Source organism: Ruegeria sp. YTSC106 (assembly GCF_059609765.1).
Window position 1 is genome coordinate 1 of sequence record NZ_JBXWMI010000008.1, and the last position, 23464, is coordinate 23464.

The 23464-nt window shown below is 57.6% G+C and carries 21 protein-coding genes and 1 tRNA gene; 9 read left to right on the top strand and 13 right to left on the bottom strand.

Annotated features, from left to right (window positions below; all coding sequences use genetic code 11):
• Positions 1–779: 779 nt before the first annotated feature.
• The 3 genes from AC2FEB_RS12355 to AC2FEB_RS12365 form a co-directional block, all read right to left on the bottom strand.
• Positions 780–854, bottom strand: a tRNA-Gln gene (locus AC2FEB_RS12355).
• Positions 855–944: 90 nt separating this feature from the next.
• Positions 945–1934: an NADPH:quinone reductase gene (locus AC2FEB_RS12360; protein WP_496675687.1), complete on the bottom strand. Its 990-nt coding sequence runs from the start codon at positions 1932–1934 to the stop codon at positions 945–947.
• A 95-nt stretch (positions 1935–2029) separates the two neighbouring features.
• Positions 2030–2491, bottom strand: coding sequence for an SH3 domain-containing protein (locus AC2FEB_RS12365; protein WP_496675846.1), 462 nt, complete (start codon positions 2489–2491; stop codon positions 2030–2032).
• Between the two features lie 198 nt (positions 2492–2689).
• On the opposite strand from AC2FEB_RS12365, the gene AC2FEB_RS12370 reads away from it, so the two are divergent.
• From AC2FEB_RS12370 to AC2FEB_RS12395, 6 genes are all read left to right on the top strand, one after another.
• On the top strand, positions 2690–3676 hold the full coding sequence (locus tag AC2FEB_RS12370; RefSeq protein WP_117872586.1) for a 2-hydroxyacid dehydrogenase: 987 nt from the start codon (positions 2690–2692) through the stop codon (positions 3674–3676).
• A 20-nt stretch (positions 3677–3696) separates the two neighbouring features.
• Positions 3697–4086, top strand: a complete 390-nt coding sequence (locus tag AC2FEB_RS12375; protein ID WP_496675689.1) for a GFA family protein — start codon at positions 3697–3699, stop codon at positions 4084–4086.
• A 111-nt stretch (positions 4087–4197) separates the two neighbouring features.
• A complete protein-coding gene (ggt, locus tag AC2FEB_RS12380; RefSeq protein ID WP_496675692.1) occupies positions 4198–5985 on the top strand; it encodes a gamma-glutamyltransferase in 1788 nt (595 codons plus the stop codon).
• 93 nt (positions 5986–6078) lie between these two features.
• Positions 6079–7488, top strand: a complete 1410-nt coding sequence (locus tag AC2FEB_RS12385; RefSeq protein ID WP_496675850.1) for an FAD-binding oxidoreductase — start codon at positions 6079–6081, stop codon at positions 7486–7488.
• 86 nt (positions 7489–7574) lie between these two features.
• Positions 7575–7853: a hypothetical protein gene (locus tag AC2FEB_RS12390; RefSeq protein WP_496884085.1), complete on the top strand. Its 279-nt coding sequence runs from the start codon at positions 7575–7577 to the stop codon at positions 7851–7853.
• A 142-nt stretch (positions 7854–7995) separates the two neighbouring features.
• Entirely contained in the window at positions 7996–10503 is a 2508-nt protein-coding gene (locus AC2FEB_RS12395; RefSeq protein WP_496675697.1) for a GcvT family protein, read from the top strand.
• Positions 10504–10545: 42 nt separating this feature from the next.
• Here the strand turns inward: AC2FEB_RS12395 and AC2FEB_RS12400 are convergent, their stop codons facing one another.
• From AC2FEB_RS12400 to AC2FEB_RS12410, 3 genes are all read right to left on the bottom strand, one after another.
• Positions 10546–10881, bottom strand: coding sequence for a carboxymuconolactone decarboxylase family protein (locus AC2FEB_RS12400; RefSeq protein ID WP_496675700.1), 336 nt, complete (start codon positions 10879–10881; stop codon positions 10546–10548).
• A gap of 72 nt (positions 10882–10953) precedes the next feature.
• The gene (locus AC2FEB_RS12405; RefSeq protein WP_496675703.1) at positions 10954–11607 is read right to left on the bottom strand and encodes a DUF938 domain-containing protein; all 654 of its coding nucleotides are present in this window, start codon (positions 11605–11607) and stop codon (positions 10954–10956) included.
• Positions 11604–12677 (bottom strand): NAD(P)/FAD-dependent oxidoreductase, encoded by a 1074-nt coding sequence (locus AC2FEB_RS12410; RefSeq protein ID WP_496675705.1) that lies wholly within the window; start codon positions 12675–12677, stop codon positions 11604–11606. Before AC2FEB_RS12410 ends, AC2FEB_RS12405 begins: the two co-directional genes overlap by 4 nt.
• 162 nt (positions 12678–12839) lie before the next feature.
• Between AC2FEB_RS12410 and AC2FEB_RS12415 the strand changes: the two genes are divergently transcribed.
• Entirely contained in the window at positions 12840–13268 is a 429-nt protein-coding gene (locus AC2FEB_RS12415; RefSeq protein WP_496675707.1) for a hypothetical protein, read from the top strand.
• The gene (locus AC2FEB_RS12420) at positions 13265–14497 is read left to right on the top strand and encodes an HlyD family secretion protein (protein ID WP_496675710.1); all 1233 of its coding nucleotides are present in this window, start codon (positions 13265–13267) and stop codon (positions 14495–14497) included. Before AC2FEB_RS12415 ends, AC2FEB_RS12420 begins: the two co-directional genes overlap by 4 nt.
• Before the next feature lie 61 nt (positions 14498–14558).
• Here AC2FEB_RS12420 and AC2FEB_RS12425 read toward each other — a convergent pair whose 3' ends face one another.
• The 7 genes from AC2FEB_RS12425 to AC2FEB_RS12455 form a co-directional block, all read right to left on the bottom strand.
• A complete protein-coding gene (locus AC2FEB_RS12425) occupies positions 14559–15704 on the bottom strand; it encodes an iron-containing alcohol dehydrogenase (protein ID WP_496675712.1) in 1146 nt (381 codons plus the stop codon).
• 67 nt (positions 15705–15771) lie between these two features.
• A complete protein-coding gene (locus tag AC2FEB_RS12430; protein WP_117868206.1) occupies positions 15772–17154 on the bottom strand; it encodes an aldehyde dehydrogenase family protein in 1383 nt (460 codons plus the stop codon).
• 93 nt (positions 17155–17247) lie between these two features.
• Complete coding sequence (locus AC2FEB_RS12435; RefSeq protein WP_299895093.1) at positions 17248–18600, bottom strand: glutamine synthetase family protein; 1353 nt, start codon at positions 18598–18600, stop codon at positions 17248–17250.
• A gap of 90 nt (positions 18601–18690) precedes the next feature.
• Positions 18691–19722 (bottom strand): TRAP transporter substrate-binding protein, encoded by a 1032-nt coding sequence (locus AC2FEB_RS12440; RefSeq protein WP_299895090.1) that lies wholly within the window; start codon positions 19720–19722, stop codon positions 18691–18693.
• A 67-nt stretch (positions 19723–19789) separates the two neighbouring features.
• The gene (locus tag AC2FEB_RS12445) at positions 19790–21115 is read right to left on the bottom strand and encodes a TRAP transporter large permease (RefSeq protein WP_496675717.1); all 1326 of its coding nucleotides are present in this window, start codon (positions 21113–21115) and stop codon (positions 19790–19792) included.
• A complete protein-coding gene (locus tag AC2FEB_RS12450) occupies positions 21115–21633 on the bottom strand; it encodes a TRAP transporter small permease subunit (protein ID WP_496675719.1) in 519 nt (172 codons plus the stop codon). The genes AC2FEB_RS12445 and AC2FEB_RS12450 overlap by 1 nt, the downstream gene beginning before the upstream one ends.
• A gap of 16 nt (positions 21634–21649) precedes the next feature.
• Entirely contained in the window at positions 21650–22411 is a 762-nt protein-coding gene (locus AC2FEB_RS12455; protein ID WP_496675721.1) for an N-formylglutamate amidohydrolase, read from the bottom strand.
• A gap of 127 nt (positions 22412–22538) precedes the next feature.
• Between AC2FEB_RS12455 and AC2FEB_RS12460 the strand changes: the two genes are divergently transcribed.
• Positions 22539–23411: a MurR/RpiR family transcriptional regulator gene (locus AC2FEB_RS12460; protein ID WP_496675723.1), complete on the top strand. Its 873-nt coding sequence runs from the start codon at positions 22539–22541 to the stop codon at positions 23409–23411.
• Positions 23412–23464: the final 53 nt, after the last annotated feature.

Consider the following 23464-nt stretch of genomic DNA (forward strand, 5'->3'; position numbering starts at 1 on the left):
GTTATACCCCTGAAGCTCGCGGGTATGAATCACGCAGGCGGGATGGCGACAACCAAATTAATAGGTCCAGAACCTAAGCATACATGCTGAAGATTCCATGCTTCCAACGCATGGTTTTTTGTTCTTGGCAGGCACGCAATTTTCAGGCGCGATGTACTTTACGTCACCCAAAAAGTTGAGGATCACTAATTGGCTAGAAAGACGTAAAATCGACGTAAAGCTTGAAAATTCGCCCCGTAAGTGGTTGAAATTAAAAGAGCTAGAATCCGCCCCCCAGGCACCATTAACTCACTGAAATAGTTTGTAAATTCCGAACGTTGAGAGTTCAAAATTTCAGCCGTAAAAGTTATGCACTGTTATGCGCTCCTAATTCGGCTCCGACTTGTCCAAAGATTCAAAAAAACCAAATCTCCAAGCAAAAACCTCTGCGTCGAGGGCTGGCTATCCTACAGTATGATCGTAGCCCCTATTGGCACGTTCGCCTTTGGGACACAATGAAGGGCGGATATGTACTGCGGTCCACAAAGGAAAAATCACGGATCGAGGCCATGGAAGTGGCTTAAGAGTTTGCCGACACGTACCGCAGCATAGCCAACAGCGACCACGCCAAGAAGAAAGCCACCAGCTTTGAACACTATGCCAAAAAGCTGATAGGGGTGCAAAAGGGCAAGTCCAAATGGTCGGGTATCCCACCTTGTATCTCACAGCCGGAGGACTGGGATACACGACGGGAGGAAGGGGAGGTTTTCCCCTTATTTTTCTGGCTTTTCTGGAAAAGATGGCTGGGGTGGTAGGATTCGAACCTACGATACACGGTACCAAAAACCGCTGCCTTACCACTTGGCTACACCCCAACGGTGAGCGGCTATCTACGATTGTTGCTGGCAGGGATCAAGAGCGTTTTGTCAAAAAAACTCACGTTGAACAGATTTTTTTCAGGGCGGTCATTTGGTGTCGATCAACACAGCTCCGGTACGGTTTCCGTCCTGCACCATTGCATGAGCGGACGCGCATTCTTCCAGTGCAAAAACCTTTTGAACAGGGCAGGTCAAAGCGCCATCAGCCAAGGCCCTGTGAAGGGTCTTCACGGCAAGGGTACGCAGATCCGACGGAAGAAGATAAATCAAAATGGTCTCAAGCGTCATGGCTTTGAACATCATCGGTCCGAACGGAAACACGGGTGTCATGTCTTGGGCAGAGCCATAGGCGTTGATGCGGCCGTTCTCGGCGATGACCACGGCGTTTGTTTGAATGTTTCGACCGAATTCGACGTCGACGATTCGACCGATTGCTTGCCCGCCATTTGCTTCGAGAATCTCGGTCGAAAGATCTTCGCTGGCGTAATCAAGTACGATATCTGCCCCGGCTGCCTTGACCCTGTCAAAGTTGCGAGGGCTGGCGGTCGCGATCACACGCGCGCCTGCCCATTTGGCAAGTTGAACAGCCAGAAAGCCGACGGTGCCAGCGCCACCGTGTATCAAGATCGTATGCCCATCGGGGCAGCCGCCTGAAAACACCGCATGGCTGGCGGTGAGACCGGGGATGCCCAGAATCGCACCGGTCTGTAACGACACTGTATCCGGCAGGGCGACGGCCTGCGCATCGGGAAGAGTGATGTGGCTGGCGGCGGTGCCAAACGGGCGTTGCCATTGCCCGTTCCAGATCCACACGCGTTGACCGATCCGAGATGCGGATACTCCATCGCCTACGGCCGAGATCACACCGGCGCCGTCACTGTGCGGGATGATCAGGGGGAACTGCGGCTCTGTCACGCCCGGTCTGGTCCCAGCGCGGGCTTTGACGTCGGAAGGGTTCACTCCGGAAAAGGACAGCTCTACCGTGACCTCGCCCGGACCCGGCCGGACCGGAGGGAGGTCCTGTATCCGCAGGACATCAGCCGGGTCTCCGAAGGTGGAATATGTAACTGCGCGCATGATCGTCTCCGTTTTGGTCGAGTTTCACAGCATATCGGCGGGAAACTCAAACACCTTGTCGCGAGTCCGCGATGCGGGGGAGTTCAGCCCAGTGGTTATTCGCGAATCTCGGACGGGTCGACACCCCAAAGGTTCGATTTCAATGTCCAACCCCGATACCCGCCGGCGGTGATCCGGCACCAGTCCAGCGAACAGGTTCCCAGCCGGGCCACTACCCCGGATTCGAAATGCGCATTCACGGGCGAGGTCGGATCAGGTCGGGCATAGACAGGCAGCATTTCGGCTTCAACCAGCACTGTCCGAACGCCCGACAGCAAAGCGTAGTGAACCCAGCCTCCAGCGCCGTCGCGGTCCTGAACCCTTCGCCAATTGCCGTATTCGGCAGTAACCTGCAGCGGCATGCCGCGCCGTTTGAACACCCAGTCGATTCGGTGTGTCAAAGAAGGCCCGCGTCGAACGTTGCCTTCGGCCGCTTTCATCGAGACATAACGGGGTAGGGGCAGGTTGGTGACTGATCCACGTTTCACGTCGGCATGAGCAGCCCACGCGCCGAACATGACCAGAAATACGGATAGTGCCGCCAGACAACGGCGTTTTACCGGTCGAATACCACTCACTGACTGCCTGCTCTTATGCCTGTTGATCCGGTTCCGAAAAAAGGTCGACTCAATGCCAAAGGGGTTCTTGTGCCCCGCCTTTTCCTGCGCCACGATGCCATGGCGCGCGTCCGTTTGCAAAGCAGTGGGAGGGCCGAGGTGCCAAGAGAACGTTTGAGTGTTGTCGTTACGCGACGGTTGCCCGAAGCGGTCGAAACACGTTTGAGCGAGTTATTTGACGTGCGCTTGCGCGACGATGACACTCCGATGACGCGCGAGGAACTGGTGGCCGCAGTGCAAGACGCCGATGTGCTGGTGCCTACGGTAACTGATGCGATTGATAGCGGTCTACTGGGGCAGGCGGGCGAAAAGCTGAAGCTCATTGCCAATTACGGGGCTGGTGTCGACAATATTGATGTGTCCACAGCGCGTCAGCGCGGTATTCTGGTGTCGAACACGCCGGGTGTGCTGACTGATGACACCGCCGACATGACGATGGCCCTGATCCTGGCAGTTACCAGACGCATTCCCGAAGGTCTGAGTGTGATGCAGCAAGGAGATTGGTCCGGCTGGGCACCCACCGCTTTTCTGGGAGGTCGTATCGGAGGTCGTCGTCTGGGTATTCTGGGCATGGGACGGATCGGGCAGGCAGTAGCGCGGCGTGCAAACGCGTTTGGAATGCAGGTCCACTATCACAACCGTCGCAGGCTGCGCCCAGAGACTGAGCAGGAACTGGAGGCAACCTATTGGGAAAGCCTGGATCAGATGGTCGCGCGGATGGACGTGATCTCGGTCAATTGCCCCTCAACGCCGTCGACTTTCCATCTGATGAACGCACGTCGTCTGAAACTGATGAAACCCTCGGCAGTGATCGTAAACACGTCACGTGGCGAAGTCGTGGATGAAAATGCCCTGACCCGGATGATCCGTGCAGGTGAAATTGCGGGGGCGGGGCTGGATGTCTACGAACAGGGCACTGACGTGAACCCGCGCCTGCGGCAGTTGCCCAATGTGGTTCTGTTACCTCATATGGGATCGGCAACGCTGGAGGGCCGGGTGGAGATGGGCGAGAAGGTCATTATCAACATCAAGACTTTCGAAGACGGCCACCGCCCGCCGGATCAGGTTGTGCCGGCGATGCTGTAGCACTCCGGAAAGGAGCAGGAATGGACGTTTATGAAGGAGGATGCCGATGTGGAAATCTGCGCATCAAAGCTTCAGGTCGTCCTCTCAGGGTCGGGATTTGTCACTGTCTGGATTGTCTCAAGCATCATGGCGCTTTGTTCTATGCGGCGGCCGTTTTCCCGGATGACAGAATTGAGGTTTCCGGCGAAGCGCGCGGCTATGTTGACAGGTTCTTTTGCCCTGGCTGCGGCTCTCCGGTCTTTGCGCGCAGCGGAGCTGAAGTGGAAGTGCATCTTGGGTGCCTTGATGCGCCAGACCAGTTGACGCCAACTTATGAAAGCTGGGTCACCCGGCGTGAAGCGTGGTTGCCTGATTTCTGTGGAATGACCCGCTTTGACCAGGGTCGATTGGCAGACGGCTTAAAGGCTTAACTCATGTGGCGGAAGTCTGCCGTGTGTTCATGCCCGTGCAGCTTATCCTTGTTCAGAGTGTGTTCGGCGTACAGTTTTGATAATTAAGGATGTATTGGAGGATTTGATCAGATGAGACGTGTTTCAGTTCTACTGCTTTCTGCATTGTGTTGTGCAACCCAGGGGTTCGCTCAGGAAGCGGCCGATGCCGTTGCGCCGGAAACGGCCACGGAAGGGCAGGTGCAGGCCATGACAGAAGAGGTCATCGCCGCGCTCGAGGCCAAGCTAGATGGTATTCCGGTCACGTCTGAGACCTGGATGATTGCCGCAGCCAACCCGCTGGCCGTGGAAGCCGGAGCCAGAGTATTGCGCGCAGGTGGATCCGCCGCAGACGCAATGGTAGCGGTGCAGGTCGTGTTGGGCCTGGTCGAGCCTCAATCCTCGGGCTTGGGCGGTGGTGCGTTTCTGGTCTGGTACGACGCAGCGACCGGGCAGATGACAACCCTAGACGGACGTGAAACCGCACCGCTTGCGGCCACACCGACCCTGTTTCAAGACGAAAGCGGAGAGCCGCTGAAGTTCTTCGACGCAGTTGTTGGTGGGCTGTCCGTGGGTACTCCGGGCACACCTGCTTTGCTGGAAGAGGCGCATCGCCGCTGGGGCCGTTCTGCGTGGCCGGGATTGTTTGCCGATGGAATCCGGTTGGCGGACGAAGGGTTCCTGGTGTCCCCACGTCTGGCCAGCCTTGTCGAAAACGATGCCGAGCGCCTGTCGCACTTCCCGGAAACCGCTGAATACTTCCTGCCGGGAGGCGAACCGTTGCAGCAGGGGCAGCGCCTGATGAACCCGGCTTATGCCGAAACACTGCGTGTGTTGGCCAGTGACGGGGCGGCTGGATTCTACGGTGGTGAGATTGCAGCAGATATCGTGCGCACGGTTCGCAACGCTCCCGGCAATCCCGGTGTTCTGTCCGGCGCGGATCTTGCGCTGTATCAGGTGATCGAACGCGAGCCGGTTTGCGCAGAATACCGTGCCTATGAAGTCTGCGGCATGGGCCCGCCGTCGTCGGGTGCGTTGACCGTGGGGCAAATTCTGGGGATGCTGAACAGCTATGATCTGGCGGCCATGGGCTCGGAAAGCGCCGAGGCGTGGCGGCTGATCGGAGACGCTTCGCGTCTCGCCTTTGCGGACCGGGGCCGCTACATGGCCGACAGCGATTTCGTACCCATGCCGACCAGCGGGCTGGTCGATCCGGCGTACCTGTCGCAACGTGCTGAATTGCTGGACTCCGAAGGCGCTTTGGCAGAGGTCGGACCGGGGCAACCAGAATTCGATCACGCGCTGAACTGGGCGGATGATGTGTCGCTGGAATTGCCCTCGACCTCGCATATCTCGATCGTGGATGGCTATGGCAACGTGCTGTCGATGACCACGACCATCGAGAACGGCTTTGGTTCACGCCTGATGACAAACGGGTTCCTTCTGAACAACGAACTGACGGATTTTTCGTTCAAGACCCACAGTAACAGCGTGCCGATTGCCAACCGGCTGGAGCCCGGAAAACGTCCGCGTTCGTCCATGAGCCCGACCATCGTGATGCAGGATGGCGCGCCGGTTTTGGCTATTGGTTCTCCGGGTGGCAGTCGGATCATCGGCTATGTGGCCAAGTCGATCATCGCCTGGGCCGACTGGGGAATGGATGTGCAACAAGCCGTGTCACTGCCGCATCTGGTCAATCGTTTCGGGACTTACGACGTCGAGGCCGGGACCTCTGCAGAAGGCTTTTCTGACGGGCTGACCGAGCTTGGCTTCGAGGTAAATCCGCGTGACCTGACATCTGGCCTTCACGCCATCGAAATTGGCGGCGGGCTGAGCGGTGGTGCCGACCCGCGCCGCGAAGGTATTGCGCTGGGCGAATAGTTCCTCGGTATTTGTGGGGATTGCCCGCACTTAGTGGGCCAATTAGTCATAGACTGAAAGGCCCGCGATGTGTTGGGGAAAGGGAGGATGACGATGGTGCAGGCGACCGCTTTGCCTCGGAATGAAACAGGTATCGAAACCGTCATAGGTGTTCTGAAACAACGCTTTGGCGACAGGTTGCAAACTGGTGCCGCAATCCGGGAACAGCACGGACACACTACGACCTGGATTGAAAACCAGAGCCCGGATGCTGTGGTTTTCCCGCATACAACGCAGGAGGTTTCGGAAATCGTCAAAACCTGTGCCGCGCACAGGGTACCGGTGATCCCCTTCGGCACTGGAACGTCGCTGGAAGGGCATGTGAATGCGCCAGCGGGGGGAATCTCGGTCGATCTGATGCAGATGGACAAGGTGCTGGCGGTCCACGCCGGAGATCTGGATTGCGTCGTGCAGCCCGGCGTCACGCGTGAGGCGCTGAACACCCATTTGCGGGACCAGGGTCTGTTCTTTCCGATTGACCCGGGGGCGAATGCCTCGCTGGGCGGTATGGCCGCGACCCGCGCTTCGGGCACCAATGCGGTGCGGTATGGAACGATGAGGGACAACGTTCTCAGCCTTGAGGCGGTCATGCCGGACGGCCAGATCATCCGTACCGGTCACAGAGCCAAGAAGTCATCGGCCGGGTATGATCTGGCACGTCTTTTGATTGGGGCGGAAGGTACGTTGGGGATCATCACCGAGTTGACTCTGCGGTTGCAAGGCATCCCCGAAGCGATCAGCTCGGCCAGGTGTTCTTTTCCATCGGTCGATGCAGCGTGTCGTGCTGTGATGATGACCATTCAGTATGGCATTCCGGTCGCCCGAATAGAGTTGCTGGATGAAATGTCGGTTCAGGCGGCAAACGCCTATTCCGGGCTATGCCTGCCGGAAACGCCGTTGTTGCTGCTTGAATTCCATGGCTCTGAAAACGGTGCAGCGGAACAGGCTGAAACCTTTGGTCAGATCGTCGAGGAGTTCGGCGGCACTGACTTTGCTGCGACCTCGACCACCGAAGAGCGGAACAAGCTTTGGCAGGCCCGGCATGATATGTATTGGGCGTGCCTGCAACTGCGCCCCGGCGCGCGTGGCATTTCCACAGATGTCTGCGTGCCGATCTCGCGTCTGGCGGAATGTGTGACCAGCACCCAACAGAAGGCATCCAATCTTGGTTTGCTCGCGCCAATGGTCGGGCATGTGGGGGATGGGAACTTCCACTCGCTTCTACTGATCGACATGGAAAATACCGAAGAAGTTGCCAAAGCCGAAGAGTTTGTCGGCTGGTTGAATGATCTGGCAATTTCAATGGAAGGCACCTGTACAGGTGAACACGGCATCGGTCAGGGCAAAATGCCTTACCTCATCAAGGAACTGGGTGCTGCCACGCAGTATATGGCGGCGATCAAGGCCGCTCTGGACCCCGAAAATATCATGAATCCCGGCAAGGTTTTGTCCGACCAATCGTAATGATTTTCGCGTTCTGGCCCGCATTGCGCCTTCAAATCGTCCACATGTTTTGGTTTCTCAGACTTGATTGAGAACAGGTGGTCGACATGAGTGCAAAATATCTGGCAGGGTTTGCAGCAGTCTGTGCGGTGGTCGTTGCTGGGCTGGATTATACTCAGCAAGCCAAGGCATCCGAGACTGGGCTGGGTATCAAAGGTTATCTTGCCTCGGTATCCTCGCGTGTCGGAATCTCGGACAGTTGGTTCGAAGCAGAAGCTCAACCTGTACAGCCAGAGGAACCTGCGGCTAAGACGCCGTCAGAGGACATTCGGAAGCTCGTCTGCACCACGATCGGGACAAGCAAGCGCTGTCGCTCCAGCGGTTGAGATCAGGGGTTTCATGCCTGATCTTCGATCCGCTTTCGATGTTCGGGTCGTTTTTTTCATATCACTGGTCGGATGAATGTCGCGCGATCCCCCTCAAGTGCGCCATATGGTGTCAACTGATTTCAAGGGGAGACGCCCGGTTATGAAAACCCAAGTCAAAGCATTGGTCGTTGGCGGCGGCGCCGTTGGGACCTCGATTGCCTATCATCTGGCCAAAGCGGGCTGGGATGATGTGATGTTGATCGAACGGGACGAGCTGACGTCCGGGTCCACCTGGCACGCGGCTGGTCTGCTGCCACTGTTCAACATGTCCTATGCGACAACTCACATCCACAAGTACTCGGTCGACTTCTACAAGACGCTGGAAGAAGAAACCGGGCTGAATGCGGGTTTTGCCGTTGTCGGCAACCTGCGCATGGCACAGACGCAAGAGCGCATGGATGAGTATATGCTCTACGCCTCGACAGCGGAGACCTGCGATGTCGCGTACGAATGGCTGACCCCCGACCAGATCAAGGAGCGTTGGCCCCTGATCGAGACATCGGATCTGAAGGGTGCGATCTATCACACCGAGGACGGCTACATTAACCCGGCTGACGTGACTCAGGCGATGGCCAAGGGGGCCCGTCAGCGTGGTGTAGAGATCGTGCGCAAGATGCAGGCGGATGCCTTCCACTGGAATGGCACCCATTGGGAAGTCACCTGCACCAAGATGGTGGAAAAAGGCGGCAATCTTGTCGAGAGCGATGAGAAGGTCGTGATCACTGCCGAGCATGTCGTCACTGCATCGGGCAACCACGCACAGCGCACCGCCAAGATGCTGGGCATCAAGATGTCGGCGATCCCGGTCGAGCATACGTTCATCGTCATGGACAAAGACCCGGAATTGGTCAAATGGCGTGAAGCGGGCAACCCCGAACACCCCGTTGTGCGCGATGCGGACAACGAATCCTATGCGCGTGAAGAGCGCGGTGGCTGGATTCTGGGTATCTATGAACACGGCGCCCCCGCGCGGTTTGAACACGGTGTGCCGGACAGCTTCCGCGCAGACCTGTTCCCGCTGGATCTGGATCGGATTGCGGATCAGTACATGGCCATGGCCGAGCGTGTGCCGTCCTGCGCCGAATCCGGCCTGAAGGACGATTTCAACGGCCCGATCTGCTATACGCCTGACGGCAACCCGCTGGTTGGTCCTGCACCGGGTCTGCGCAATATGTGGTTGGCAGAAGGTTTCAGCTTCGGTATTACCGCCGCCGGCGGCACCGGCTATTATCTGGCGCAGTTGATGGTAGATGGCGAAGCCGAGATCGACATGGCCTCGCTGGACCCCAAACGCTACAGCAGCAACTGGATGACCACCGAGTTCGCGGCCCGCAAGAACGAAGAGTGCTATGAGCACGTCTATATCCTGCACCATCCGGACGAAGAGCGTGAAGCCTGCCGCCCGCTGCGGACCGTTCCAGCCTACGACCGTCAGAAAGCGCGCGGCGCACAGTTCGGCTGGGTCAACGGCTGGGAACGTCCAAACTATTTCGGCCCCGTCGATGCGCCGGATAACTTCGACAAGGAAAGCCGTTCGTTCCGCCGTGGTGGATGGTGGCAATATGCCGTCGAAGAGGCCAAATCGATCCGCGAAGGCGTTGGCCTGATCGACGCATCGGCCTTTACCAAGCATGTCGTCAAAGGACCCGGCGCCACCCAGTTCCTGGATTGGTTCACCTGCAACAAGTTGCCGAAGGTCGGTCGGATCAACCTGACCTACGCGCTGACGTCGCACGGTACCACCCGCACCGAATACACCATCGTCCGCAATGGCGAGAACAACTACTACATCGTCTCTGCCGGTGCCTGGACCGAGTATGACGCCGACTACCTCCGTAAGGCGGCCGAGGACAAGATGGAGGAGTTCGGTTACATCGAAATCCAGGACGTGACCACGCAATGGGGCGTCTTCGCCATCGCCGGACCCAAGTCGCGCGACGTTCTGAAAGAGGTCATCAAAGACGCCGATCCGGAAACCGCGCTGTCCAACAAGCGTTTCCCGTGGCTGTCGGCCCGTCAGATCGAACTGGGCATGTGCCCGGTCAACGCGATCCGCGTGGCCTATACCGGCGAACTGGGCTGGGAGCTGCACCACCCGATCGAGATGCAGAACTACCTGTTCGACCTTCTTGAAAAAGCCGGTGAGAAGCACGGCATGAAGCTGGTCGGTGCGCGCGCCCAGAACTGGCTGCGGCAGGAGAAATCCTATCGCGCCTTCGGCACCGAACTGGGCCGCGATGCGACCCCGCTGGAAGCCGACCTGCCGCGCTTTGTCGATTTGTCGAAAGACTTCTACGGCAAGGCCAAGCTGGAAGAGACCGGCGTGCGCGTGAAGTGCTGTACCCTGCTGATCGACGGCCCGGAGGATGCCGACCCATGGGGCCGCGAGGCACTGTACACACCGGAAGGCGAGCGTGTGGGTCGATTGACCTCGGGCGGTTATTCCGTGGCATTCGAGAAGTCCATCGGCATGGGTTATGTAAAGCCCGAGCTGGCAGTCGAAGGCACAAAGCTGAAGGTCAAAATGCAGGACAAGCTGTGGGATGCGGTTGTCACCTGCGACAGCCCCTATGATCCGAAAAACGAAACCATCCGCAAGGACGGCTGATCAAAGAAAGGCCCCGGCAACCGCCGGGGCCTTTTCTGTTGGTCATGCGGAAAGCTCGTCGAAGCATTCAAGTGCCTTGGCTGCGTACATCATGGCTGGCCCGCCGCCCATCTGAATGGCCATGGCCAACACGTCGGACACCTCATCTCGCGTCGCACCCGCTTTGACCAACGCTTCGGTGTGCAGCGTAATGCAGGGTTCGCATCGCAGGCTGACCGACATGCCTAACGCAATGAGTTCCTTGGTTTTGTAGTCGAGTGTACCGCCCTCTTTGACGGCTTTGCCAAGCGCTCCGAATGCGCGCGTCGTGTCGGGGATAGAACCGTTCAGGTTTCGCAAACTCTTTCGTGTTGCCGAGAGTTTTTCTTGCCATGCCATTTCTGAGTGCCCTTCTTCATATTTCGCAACCGGAATATGAAGTGGGGTACAGCTGTTTGACTTTGATCTCGATCAGACGACAGGGCGCTCGGCAATGAATGCAAGGTTGTTGGCAGGCATCTCGACCGTAGCCAGCATGTGCAGACCGACGTTTTTGAACAAATTCAGAATGTCCCCGTCGTTTTTGTAGCCGATTTCGGGGTCTTGTTGAAACAAAGCCGCATGAAAGCGGACATCCCCGTCACTGGTGAGTTGGCCCGAGCGTTTGAATGGGCCGTACAAGATGAACCGCCCCTTTGGTGACAGCGATTGGGCGACTTCTGAAACGATGGTTCTGGTTTCCTGCCAACTGATCAAGTGAATCAAGTTGATCAGAACGATCAGGTCCTTGCCGTAAATCCGCCTGTGCCAGCCTGAATTCGCTGCATCCAGTTCTACGGCCTGCGCGACATTGGGCGAGTTGCGGGTATAGGCGTCGATACTCACGCGCCGCTCAGGTTCAACTTCCGAAGGCTGCCAGGTCAGCCCGGGCAGCACTTCGGCGAAGGCACTGACATGCTGACCTGTCCCGCTTGCAATTTCCAATGCCTGGCCTTGGGACGGGCCCCATTCTTGCAGCAATGCACACAGGGCGTCCGTGTTTCGGGATGCTGCCGGGGCCACCAGCTTGCCATCTTCAGACGCATTGGCAACACTTGCAGAAGAGGGGAGGCTGCGTTTGATCATCGTTTTAACCTGTCAGGGGTCAACATGCCTACTATGTCAGGTTTCAGCTCGGGTGTGTTTCCAACAACAAGATCGCACAACAGTTGCGAGGCCGCCGGTGAGGTTTGAAAACCATACCCGCCCTGACCGCCACTCCAGACAAACGAAGGGTCCAGTGGGTCGCGCCCAAGCACCAAGGTCCCGTCAGGGGCAAAACTGCGCAAACCTGCCCAATTCGTTTCAACCCTTGTGACCGGCTCGGTCATCAACTCTTCATACCGCGCCAGACCCTCTGCCAACACCATATCATCTGCATAGGCATCCTGCGGCGGAACCGGATCGGCTTCGGAGGGAGAGACCAGAAGCTTGCCCGCATCCGGTTTGGCGTACCATGTCTCGCCAGCGCCCAGCATCATGGGCCAGACAGAAACGTCATGCCCTCCGGGGGCGGGCAGACGCGCCATCGACCGACGGCGAGGTGTGATGCCGATACCAGGCAGCCCTGCAAGCTGTGCAACCTCATCCACCCAGGCACCGGCTGCGTTGACCAGAGTGCGGGCGTCAAAGATCTCATTGGCCTCAACCACCCAGTGCTTTTCTTTTCGAATGCCGGTGACTTTGCTTTTCGTCGAAACCGTTCCTCCGTTTTGCCGGATGGTCCGGGCGAAATCCTGCAACAGGCGATCTGTATCGATGTCAAAGGCCGCTTCGCTGATGGCTGCAAACCCGACTTTGTCCGGGTTCAGGATCGGAACGCGCGATATGGCCTGATCCATCGTTATCTTCACCATGTTCAGATCGGCGCGATCGGCTTCAAAAATGTCGGGTTGTTCAACCGCTCCGACCAGCATCAAACCCCGCGGGGTCAGGTACCCGCCATTCTGTGTGCGCAAGAAGGCGGCCCCCGCTTTGTTCAGGGCGACGACCGAGGGAGGCCCATAGCTTTCTTCGAACAACGCCGCCGACCGGCCCGATGCGTGATAGCCCAGGGCGTCTTCGGCTTCGAGAACCACCACAGTTCCATGTTTCGACAGGCGCGCACCCGCACTGAGCCCGGCAATTCCGCCGCCGATGATAAGGAAATCAATCATGATTTGCGATCCGTTCGAGACAGATATGCAATGGGTTTCTTGAATTTCATGCTGACCCTAAAGCTCCTCATTCGCCACGCGTTTGGGTTTTCAAACTATAAGCAGCCTTGAAATTGTGCTTCAACCCGGTCAAAGAAGTATCAAAATAAACAGGAGGGTAAGGTGACCGCAGCAGACCTTCATCCAATGGCCACAGGGCATATTCCCGGATACGTTGTCGCAGCTGACGGAAGCGATTACCTTTTCTCCGCCATGGTCGTTTTTTTCGTCGTTCTGGTGGTGTTGATCGGTGTCGGATACCTGACACTTCATTCAGTTCCTGAAAAAATGGCCCACGAAAACAATCACCCGCAATTCCAATTGGTGGGTATTCTGGCGCTGCTGGCACTGTTCACACATAATGGGCTTTTCTGGGTTGCCGCCATATTGGTCGCGGGGTTCCAGTTTCCGGATTTTGCCACCCCGCTTAGAAATATTGCCGACGCCATTCGTTCTCTTGGTCAATCTCCTGTTCCGGAACCGGTGCCTGAAACAACGGTACCGGCATCGCTGGATTCCGAAGCCAGCGATGCGCAGGAGCAAACCACATGATCGAGACCATGCTCTGCGCCCTGATAACGGTGCTGCCCGACTATCTGTTCCGCCGGTTCGTTCAGGGTAAGCGGATCGGTCACGAGATTACCTTGTTTACCATGTGGTACGAACTGCGGTGGGGGTTGACCACCTGTGCCATTCTGGCGCTGACCGTGATCACCACGCTGTTTTATTTTCATCCAGCCAGTAAAACCGCGGCGTCCTATTTCCGGACAGTGACCATTCTGCCGCAATTGGGTGGCCGTGTTTCCGAGGTTTTTGTCAAGAACAACGAGCTGGTAACCGCTGGGCAACCGATTTTCCGGATCGAGGATTTTAGTCAGACTGCACAGGTTCAGGCGGCAAATGCGCAGATTGCACAGGTGCAGGCCTCACTTAAGGTTGCGGAAACCGACTTGGCCGAGGCCGAAGCTGGAATTGCCGGTGCCACGGCAGCGCTTGCGCAGTCTCTGGAGGATCTTGAGCGCAACACAACCCTGCGTGACGAAGGTTCAAGCGCGGTAAGGTTGGCCGAGATTGAGAGGCTGGAAAACCTTGTTGCCCAGCGAGAGGCCCAGGTTCTTGCCGCGGAATCCAAACGTGCTGCGGTTGAGCAGCAGATTGAAGAACTGATCCCCGCGCAGCTGGCAAGTGCCATTGCGCAACTGGATGCTGCGCAGACCGAATTGGACAAAACCGTAATCATCGCGGGCGTCACGGGGCGGGTCGAACAGTTCGGCCTGCAGGTCGGTGACTACGTAAGCCCGTTGTTGCGACCTGCTGGTATTCTAGTGCCATCGCACACCGGACATGACCGCTTTCAGGCCGCTTTCAGCCAGCTGTCTGCTCAGGTGATAAAGCCGGGCATGATTGGCGAATTGGGCTGCATGACCAAGCCATTCACCGTGATCCCCACTGTGGTGGTCGAGGTGCAGGATGTCATTCCTTCCGGCCAGATCCGTCCATCGGATGAATTGCGGGACGTGCAGACCAACAGCAATCCCGGCTCGATTCTGGTTTATTTGGAGCCGCTATACAAAGGTATGGCCGATGACATTCCACCGGGCAGCAATTGTCTGGCCAATGTCTACACAGACAACCACGAGCGGTTGGAGCACGGGGATCTGGGCTTTTGGGAGGCGGCTTTCCTGCATGTGGTTGACACGATCGGAGTAGTGCATGCGGCCGGTCTGCGTTTGCGTCTGATCCTGATGCCTGTCAACACACTGGTGCTGACCGGGCACTGATCTGGTACAGGCTGCGCAGTTTTGTAGGGCCCGGCAGAAACTCACTGCCGGGCCCTTGGTTTTACAGAGCTGCCTTGAACAGCTGCGTCAGGTTGTCTTTCGTCAACTCAATCGGGTTTCCGCCGCATGAAGGATCGACGATCGCCCCTTCGACAAGCTCTGCGATTGAGGCTTCGGTCACACCCAGGTCGGACAGAGTGCGGGGGATGCCAAGGCTGTCGTTGAAATCCTGCACGAAGGCGCGGAACCCATCGAAGCCACCGTCGATGTCCAGATATGCCGCGGCTTGCTGGAACCGGTCTGCAATGGCCGGGGCGTTGAAGTCCAGAACAGTGGGCATGCAGACCGCGTTTGTGGTGCCGTGATGGGTGTTGAATACCGCACCAATTGGGTGGCTCATCGCGTGGATCGCGCCAAGGCCCTTCTGGAATGCCGTTGCGCCCATGGCAGCGGCGCTCATCATCTGGGCGCGGGCTTCGATATCGGTACCGTCAGCATAAGCGCGTGGCAAGTACTCCTTCACCAGTCGCATACCTTCCAGCGCGATGCCCTGGCTCATTGGGTGATAATGCGGGCTCGAGAAGGCTTCGACGCAATGCGCGAAGGCGTCCAGGCCTGTTCCTGCCGTAATGAACTTGGGCATTCCGACGGTCAGATCCGGGTCGCAAATCACAACGGTGGGCAGAACATTGGGATGAAAGATGATCTTCTTGGCATGGGTCTCGGAATTGGTGATGACGCTTGCGCGGCCTACTTCCGACCCTGTCCCTGCGGTGGTCGGAACCGCAATGATCGGCGCGATAACGTCGGCATCGGCACGGGTCCACCAGTCGCCTATATCCTCAAAATCCCAAACGGGGCGGGTCTGACCCGCCATGAATGCGACCATCTTGCCCAGATCCAGCCCGGAGCCGCCGCCAAAGGCGATCACCCCGTCATGGCCACCCGCGTTGTAGGTCGCAACTCCAGCCTCGAGGTTCTTCTCATTCGGGTTGGGGTCCACATCGCTGAACACCCCATGGCCCAGGCCAGCGACGTCCATGATATCCAGTGTCGCGGTGGTGATGGGCAGGTCGGCCAGCCCCTTGTCCGTGACCAGCAATGGTTTCTTCATTCCGGCGGCGGCGCAGGCTTCGGGTAATTCCCTGATGCGCCCAGCTCCGAATTTGATGGCGGTCGGATAGGACCAGTTTCCAACAAGTGTCATGTCAGGTTTCCTTTGCAAAATAAGGCCTGCTTCGGCGAGGGGGTGGGTCCGAAGCAGGCCGTCGTCCTTAGCCCGTTACCTTTTTGAGGTGGTAGGATTTGGGACGTGTCAGGTTGTGATATCCGATCACGGACAGACCGCCGCCGCGCCCGGTATTCTTGCAGCCCGTCCAGCACAGGCCGGGGTCCAGATAGTCGGCGCGGTTCATGAACACAGTGCCCGTTTCAATCCGGTCACCAACCCGCGCCGCACGATCCACATCACGGGTCCACAGGCTGGCGGTCAGGCCAAACTCACTGTCATTCATCAATGCGATGGCCTCTTCGTCGGACGACACTTTCATGATGCCCACCACGGGCCCAAAGCTCTCGTCCCGCATCACGCGCATGTCATGGGTGACATTGGTCAGGATTTGCGGTGTCAGGCACGCGCCACCATCGTCTTCAGCGAAGGTGTCGATATGCGCGACCGCGCCGGATGCAACCGCCTCGGCGATCTGTGCTCGCACCTCATCGGCAAAACGCACATTGGCCATCGGGCCAATCGTTGTCTCGGCATCCAGCGGGTTGCCCAGTTTGTACCCCTTCACGATGTCCACCGCCTTGGCGACAAAGTCATCATAGAGGCTTTCGTGGACATAGATCCGCTCAATACCACAACAACACTGGCCCGAATTGAACATCGCACCGTCAATCAGCGTGTCGACTGCGGCATCCAGATCGGCGTCGTCCATGACATAGCCGGGATCCTTGCCGCCCAGCTCGGTGCCGACGCCGGTAAATGTGCCCGCCGCGGCACGTTCCATCGCCTGGCCGCCGCCGACCGAACCGGTGAAGTTCACAAAATCAAACGCGTTACCCGCAATCAGGTCGTTCGTAACATCGTGGTTCAGGAAAACGTTCTGGAACACATCCTCGGGCACACCCGCCGAATGGAACGCCCTTGCCATGCGCTCGCCCACCAGCAAGGTCTGGGTGGCGTGTTTCAGGACGACCGTGTTGCCCGCGATAAGCGCCGGTGCGACCGTGTTGATCGCCGTCATGTAAGGGTAGTTCCAGGGCGCCACCACAAAGACGACCCCGTGCGGGATGCGCTTGATATAACGCTTGAACGTCTCATCCTCGCCCACAGCGATATCTGCCAGGGACGCCTCGGCAATCTTCGCCATGTGGCTTGCGCGTTCGTTGAACCCACCGAACTCACCACCATAACGCACCGGGCGACCCATCATATGGGCCAGTTCGGGCACGATCTCATCGTTCATGGCACCAATGGCGGCCACGCCAGCCATCACAAGATCAATCCGCTCCTGCAACGGACGGGTCGCCCATTCCGCCTGAGCAGCCCGAGCGCGGGCTGCGGCCCCGAAAGCGGCGTCTCGCGACAATACTTCACGTTCGGCAAAAACCGATCCGTCGATCGGCGAGACACATTTCAATATCTGCCCCATTTTCACTCCATTTCCTAAAGAAACAGGAACCCTGCTTCATCTGGCTAAAAATATCCCGGGGGCTGGGGGCAGAGCCCCCAGCACGACCCGAACTCACGCCCGCTCGAACCCGCGGGCGATTTCCCAATCCGTCACCACGCGCTCGAACTCCTCGATTTCGACCTCAGCAGCACGGGTATAGTGGTCGACGACGTCATCGCCCATGGCCGCCCGCAACATGACCGAACCATGCAGGGCATCCCGCGCCGCACGAAGGTTGCCAGGGATCATGCCAGTCTCGCCCTGATAAACGTCCCCTTGGGTGGGTGGCTGCAAGTCCAACTCCTCTTCGATGCCCGCGATCCCTGCCGCCAGCATGCCAGCCATCGCCAGATAGGGGTTCATATCTGAGCCCGGAATCCGGCACTCGACTCGCACAGCCTTGGTGCCGTCTCCGCACAGGCGGAAACCAGCGGTGCGGTTGTCCACTGACCAGATGATCCGCGTCGGCGCGAAGGTGCCTTTCATGAAGCGTTTGTAGCTGTTGATGTAGGGTGCCATGAAACAGGTATAATCCGGGGCGTATTTCAGCAGACCGGCCATGTAGTTCTTCATCAGCGCCGACATGCCCAGTTCGTCAGCGTCATCGTAAAAGGCGGGCTTGCCGTCGGCCCACAGTGACTGATGCACGTGGGATGAACTGCCCACCTTATCGTGATGCCATTTCGGCAGGAAAGTCGCCGCATGACCATGCTGCCACGCGATCTCTTTCACCGCGTTTTTGGCAATCGAATGGTACTCGGCTGTATCCATGGCGGGCGCGTATTTGATGTTCAGCTCTTCCTGCCCAGTCTCGGCCTCACCTTTGGTGTTCTCAACCGGAATACCCGCATCCCACAAATGGTTGCGGATCGGACGCATCACATGTTCTTCCTTGGTGGTCTGCAGGATGTGATAGTCTTCGTTATAGCCTGATATCGGCGCCAGATCGCGGAACCCTTCCTTGCGGATCTGATCAAAGCTCTTTTCGAACAGGAAAAACTCAAGCTCGGTCGCCGTCATGGCGTCATAGCCCATGGCTTTCAAACGGTTGACCTGCTTTTTCAGGATAGAACGCGGTGCGTGCGGCACTTCCTCATGGGTGTGATGATCCAGCACATCACACATCACCATCACCGTGCCCTCAAGCCACGGCACCGGGCGCAGGGTGCTAAGGTCCGGCTTCATGACATAATCGCCATAGCCCCGTTCCCAACTGGTCGAGGCATAGCCATCGGGTGTCGCCATCTCCAGATCGGTGGCCAGCAGGTAGTTGCAGCAATGGGTCTCTTCCCATGCGCCTGCCACGAAATGGCCCGCGTGAAATCGTTTGCCCATCAATCGGCCCTGCATGTCCACCATGCAGACCAAAACCGTGTCAACCGAACCCTCGGATACCTGCGTTTTCAGATGTTCGAACGTGAGCATGTGCCACCTTTATCTTTGCCGAGATCCATCATCGGCCATTCGTCCTGTTTGACCCGCCCCCACGGAAGGGGCAGGTCGCTTGGCCAATTCTTAGCCGTAGCGGTAGGGCCGTCCAGCCTTCAGCATGTCGGCGTTATATTGTTTGAAGATTTCAACAACCTTCGCCTTGGTCTCGGACTCGGCTGCTATCTCATCCCAGAATGCAACGGCGGCCGCCTCGACCGTCGCCCATTCTTCGTCCGGAATCGAGGTCAGCTGCATCTTGTCGCCATTGACGCGCAGGCTGGCTTCACCGCCCCAGTACCACCACTGACGATAATAGTGCGACTGATCGGTGCAAACGCGGAACAAGGTCTGCAGGTCTTCGGGCAACTCATTCCAGCGATCCATGTTGGCGAAGAACGATCCAGCCCATGCGCCCGAAATGTTGTTGGTCAGGAAGTAGTTGGTCACATCCGCCCAGCCGACAGTGTAGTCTTCGGTGATGCCAGACCATGCGATGCCGTCCAGCTCACCAGTTTGAACCGCGACTTCGATGTCTTCCCAGGGCAGGGTGACCGGCACAACGCCGAACTGAGACAGGAAGCGGCCCGCAGTCGGGAAGGTGAAGACACGCTTGCCCTGCAGGTCAGCGAGACTGTTGATCGGGTCTTTGGTGGCAAAGTGGCAAGGGTCCCACGCACCGGCCGAGATGTGTTTTACACCGACTGCCGAATATTGCTCGTCCCAGATTTCATTCAGGCCGTACTGGTTGAACAGAACCGGCACATCCAAAGAATAGCGTGATGCGAATGGGAAATAGCCGCCGAAAACAGTGACCTCGGTGGGCGACGCCATCGAGTCATCATCCGACTGCACGGCATCAATCGTGCCGCGCTGCATGGCGCGGAACAATTCACCCGTTGGAACCAGCTGATCGGCATAGAACAGCTCGATCTGCATCCGGTCGCCGGCGATTGTGTTGAACATCTTGATGGCGGGGTCGATCACGTGTTCGGCCAACGCCGGGCCGGCATAGGTCTGCATCCGCCATCTGATGGTCGATTGCGCCAGTGCAGGCGTCGCCAGCGCAGCAGCGGGGGCCGCCGCGGCACCTTTCAGAAATGTACGTCTGTTCGTCATTCTCTCTCTCCGTTGGTCAGTTTCAGTTATGCGGGGATTGCCCGCGAAGCCCCGGTTTGATCCGGGATCATTTGTTGTAAACGTATTCGGGCAGCCAGAGCGCGATCTGCGGGAAGGTCATGATAATCGCCAGCGCCAGCGTCATCACCATCACGAAAGGCAGGATTGACCCGTAGATGTCGCGCAGCGAAATCTCTGGCGGTGCCATCGCGCGCATCAGGAACAGGTTATAGCCGAAGGGCGGTGTCATATAGGCGATCTGGGTCGTGATCGTATAGAGCACCCCATACCAGATCAGATCGAATTCCATTGCGCCGACCAGGGGAACGTACAAAGGCGCGACGATCACCAGCATGGCAGTGTCGTCCAGAAACGTGCCCATCAGAATAAAGCTGAGCTGCATCAAGATCAGGATCAGCCAAGGGTTCAGGCCCAGACGTTCGGTAAACAGGTTCTCGATTGCGCGCACCGCGCCCAGCCCGTCGAATACGGCTCCGAACGCGAGCGCGGCGAGGATGATCCACATGAACATACAGGTGATGCCCAACGTTGACCGGACCGAGGTCTCGAATACTTCGCGTGTCATACGGCCTTTGAAAATGGCCGCGGCGAACGCCGTCAAGGCGCCGATGGCTGAGCTTTCGACCAGCGAGGTCCAGCCGTTGACGAAAGGCACCATCATCGCGGCGAATATAGCCAAAGGCAGAAGGCCCGCGCGCAACAGGCGCAGTTTCTCTGCCATGGGCACGTCGCGCTCTTCGGCTGACAGAGCTGGCCCCAAGGCCGGGTTAATGCGGCAGCGGATCACGATATACAGGATGAACATTGCAGCCATCATCAGCCCGGGAAGCAGCCCGGCAAGCCACAGTTGCCCAACCGGCTGGCGCGCGATCATTGCATAAAGAACCAGCACGACGGAGGGTGGCACAAGGATGCCCAGTGATGATCCGGCTTGTATCACCCCGGTCACCATCTTCTTGTCGTACCCACGTTTAAGCAACTCAGGCAGCGCAATGGTCGCTCCGATGGCCATGCCCGCAACACTCAGCCCGTTCATGGCCGAAATCAGCACCATAAGGCCAATCGTGCCAATCGCGAGACCGCCGTTCAGACCGCCCATCCAGACGTGGAACATCTTGTACAGATCGTCTGCGATTTTGGACTCGGCCAGAACGTAGCCCATGAAGATGAACATCGGCAGGGTCAGCAGCGGGTACCATTTCATCAGCTTCATGGCTGCCGAAAAACCTATGTCATAGCCGCCGCGATCCCCCCACAGGAACAGGGCGGCCATCACGGCGACAAAACCAATCGCGCCAAAAACGCGCTGCCCCGTCATTAGCATCAGCATCATGGTCGAAAACATCAGGATGGCGATCAACTCGTAGGACATCAGATCACCTCGCGCGGGATGTCGTCGCCCTGGAGGCGCAAAATATCTTTGAACAGTTCCGAGATTGCCTGAAGCAACATCAGGAACAGACCCACGACCATTATGACCTTGATCGGCCACAGATAGGGACGCCACGCCGTCGGGCTGCGTTCACCATATTGCAGCGAATAGCTCAGCGAGTCGTATCCGCCATAAATCATCACACCAAGATAGGTTATCAGGAAAAAGACGGTGATCGCATCCGTCCATGCCCGACGGCGGTCGGACCATTCGCCGTACAGCAGGTCCATGCGGACGTTGGACCCCATCTGGATCGAATAAGGGCCGCCCAGAATGTAGTAGGCGACCATTGCGAACTGGGCCATCTCCAGTGTCCATAGCGATGGCAGAAAGAACGTTTTCGAGATCGAGGACCAGAGCAGGATGCCCATCATGACGAATATTCCGTACATGACAACGCGCCCGATCCAGCGGTTCGTGCGGTCAATGACCGCCACATATCCCCGCATGAAATTCATCTCGATACCTCTGTTCTCATGGTTTCGCCTCTGCGTGCGATATGTCTTTGATGACCGATTGCAGAATTGGCATCAGCAATCCCGCAATGCGATTCACGCCTTTTGGTGAGTCGATCAGATCGTTTCGGACTTCGATCATGACATTTGGAAGCCCACGCCTGATCGCGTGTTCGCGCAACGTGTGTGTGACGCCATCTGTGGCCGAGTAGGGCTCATTCAAAGCCACACGTAGCCCCGAGCCTTCCGAGTGCCGCAGCATGAGTTGTGCGGCGCAGTCGTCTGCATCATGAAGAATTCCCAGCTCTACCGATCTGGGTTTTCCTTTGTAGACAGGCGTGAAGCTGTGGATCGTAAACACAACTGGCGGTTCACGTCGCGAATCCAGCGTGGATGAAACCAGCTGTTTGAACGGTTCATAGACATCGCGAACCCGCTGGGCACGTTCAGCGTCCGTCAGGTTCATATTTCCGGGAACGGAAAACACTTCGCTGACCTGCGGCATAGCATCTTCGCGTTCGGGCGGACGGTTGCAGTCATAAACCAACCGACTGACGCGCGAGTGGACAAGCGGCGCATCCAAAGCGCCCATCAGTTCCACCGAAAGGTCCAGCGCGCCGATGTCCCACGCCGCATGAGAAGACGCAGCCACCTCATCCAGCCCCAATCCACCCAGCGCGGCAGGAATAAACCGGCTTGCATGTTCGCATATCAGCACAGCAGGCGCGCGACCGTGCGCATTGAGCACGCGGGCTGCCGGGGCTTCAGTCGGCTGTAGCAATGATGACTCGGTCTCGTGACGCATAGGTAGCATTTGTTACAGCAACTTCTCACCTGTCAAGAAAATTTCTGTAGACAAAATTACAAACAAACATATTCTGTAACAAATTTAAGAAATGAGAGCGCCAATGGCCACCGTTGCCAAACTTGTCAAACAGCGGATTCAGGATGAGCTGGACGATCTGACACGCTCCGAGCGTCAGTTGGCCTCTGTCCTGTTGCAGGATTATCCGATGGCCGGTTTGCAATCGATCACCAAGCTGGCCGCTGCAGCGCAGGTTTCGACCCCGACCGTTATTCGGATGGCGCGCAAGCTTGGCTTCGACGGGTTCCCGGACCTGCAGGACGCGCTGCGCGAAGAAGTGGCGGCGCAGATCAAAAAGCCGATCTCGAAGCGGGACGCCTGGGTTGTGGATGATGAGGCTGAGCATCCAACAACGCGCTTTGCGCAAGCGGTATGGACCAACATGCGCCACACGCTGGAACGTCTGGACAAAGAGATGTTCGATGCCGTTGCGCATCTTCTGGCAGAGACAGAGCGCCATCTTTATGTCGTTGGTGGCCGCATCACCCGGTCAAACGCGGATTACCTGTTCAATCACATGCAGATCATCCGACCCAATGTGACGATGCTGGGCAATTCGGCGAATGTCTGGCCGCAATACCTTTTGGATATGGATGAATCATCCGTTCTGGTGATCTTCGACATCCGCCGTTACGAGGCGCATCTGGAGAAGCTGGCACAGGTTGCCTCGGGCCGCGGCGTCACCGTTGTGCTGTTTACGGATCAATGGGGGTCACCGATAGGAAAGACCGCCAATTATTCCTTCCACGCGCTGGTTGAGGCACCATCCAGTTGGGATTCGACGATTGCCTTGCAGTTGATTTCAGAAACGCTGATTGCAGAAGTGCAGGAGGCACGGTGGGAAGAAAGCAAGGAGCGGATTGAAGAACTGGAACGGTTTTTCTCCTCGACCAGAATATTCCGTAGCCAGGACTGAACGTCCGGTAGTGGGCGGCGCAGTTTCCGAAAAAATGCACCACTAAATTTGCC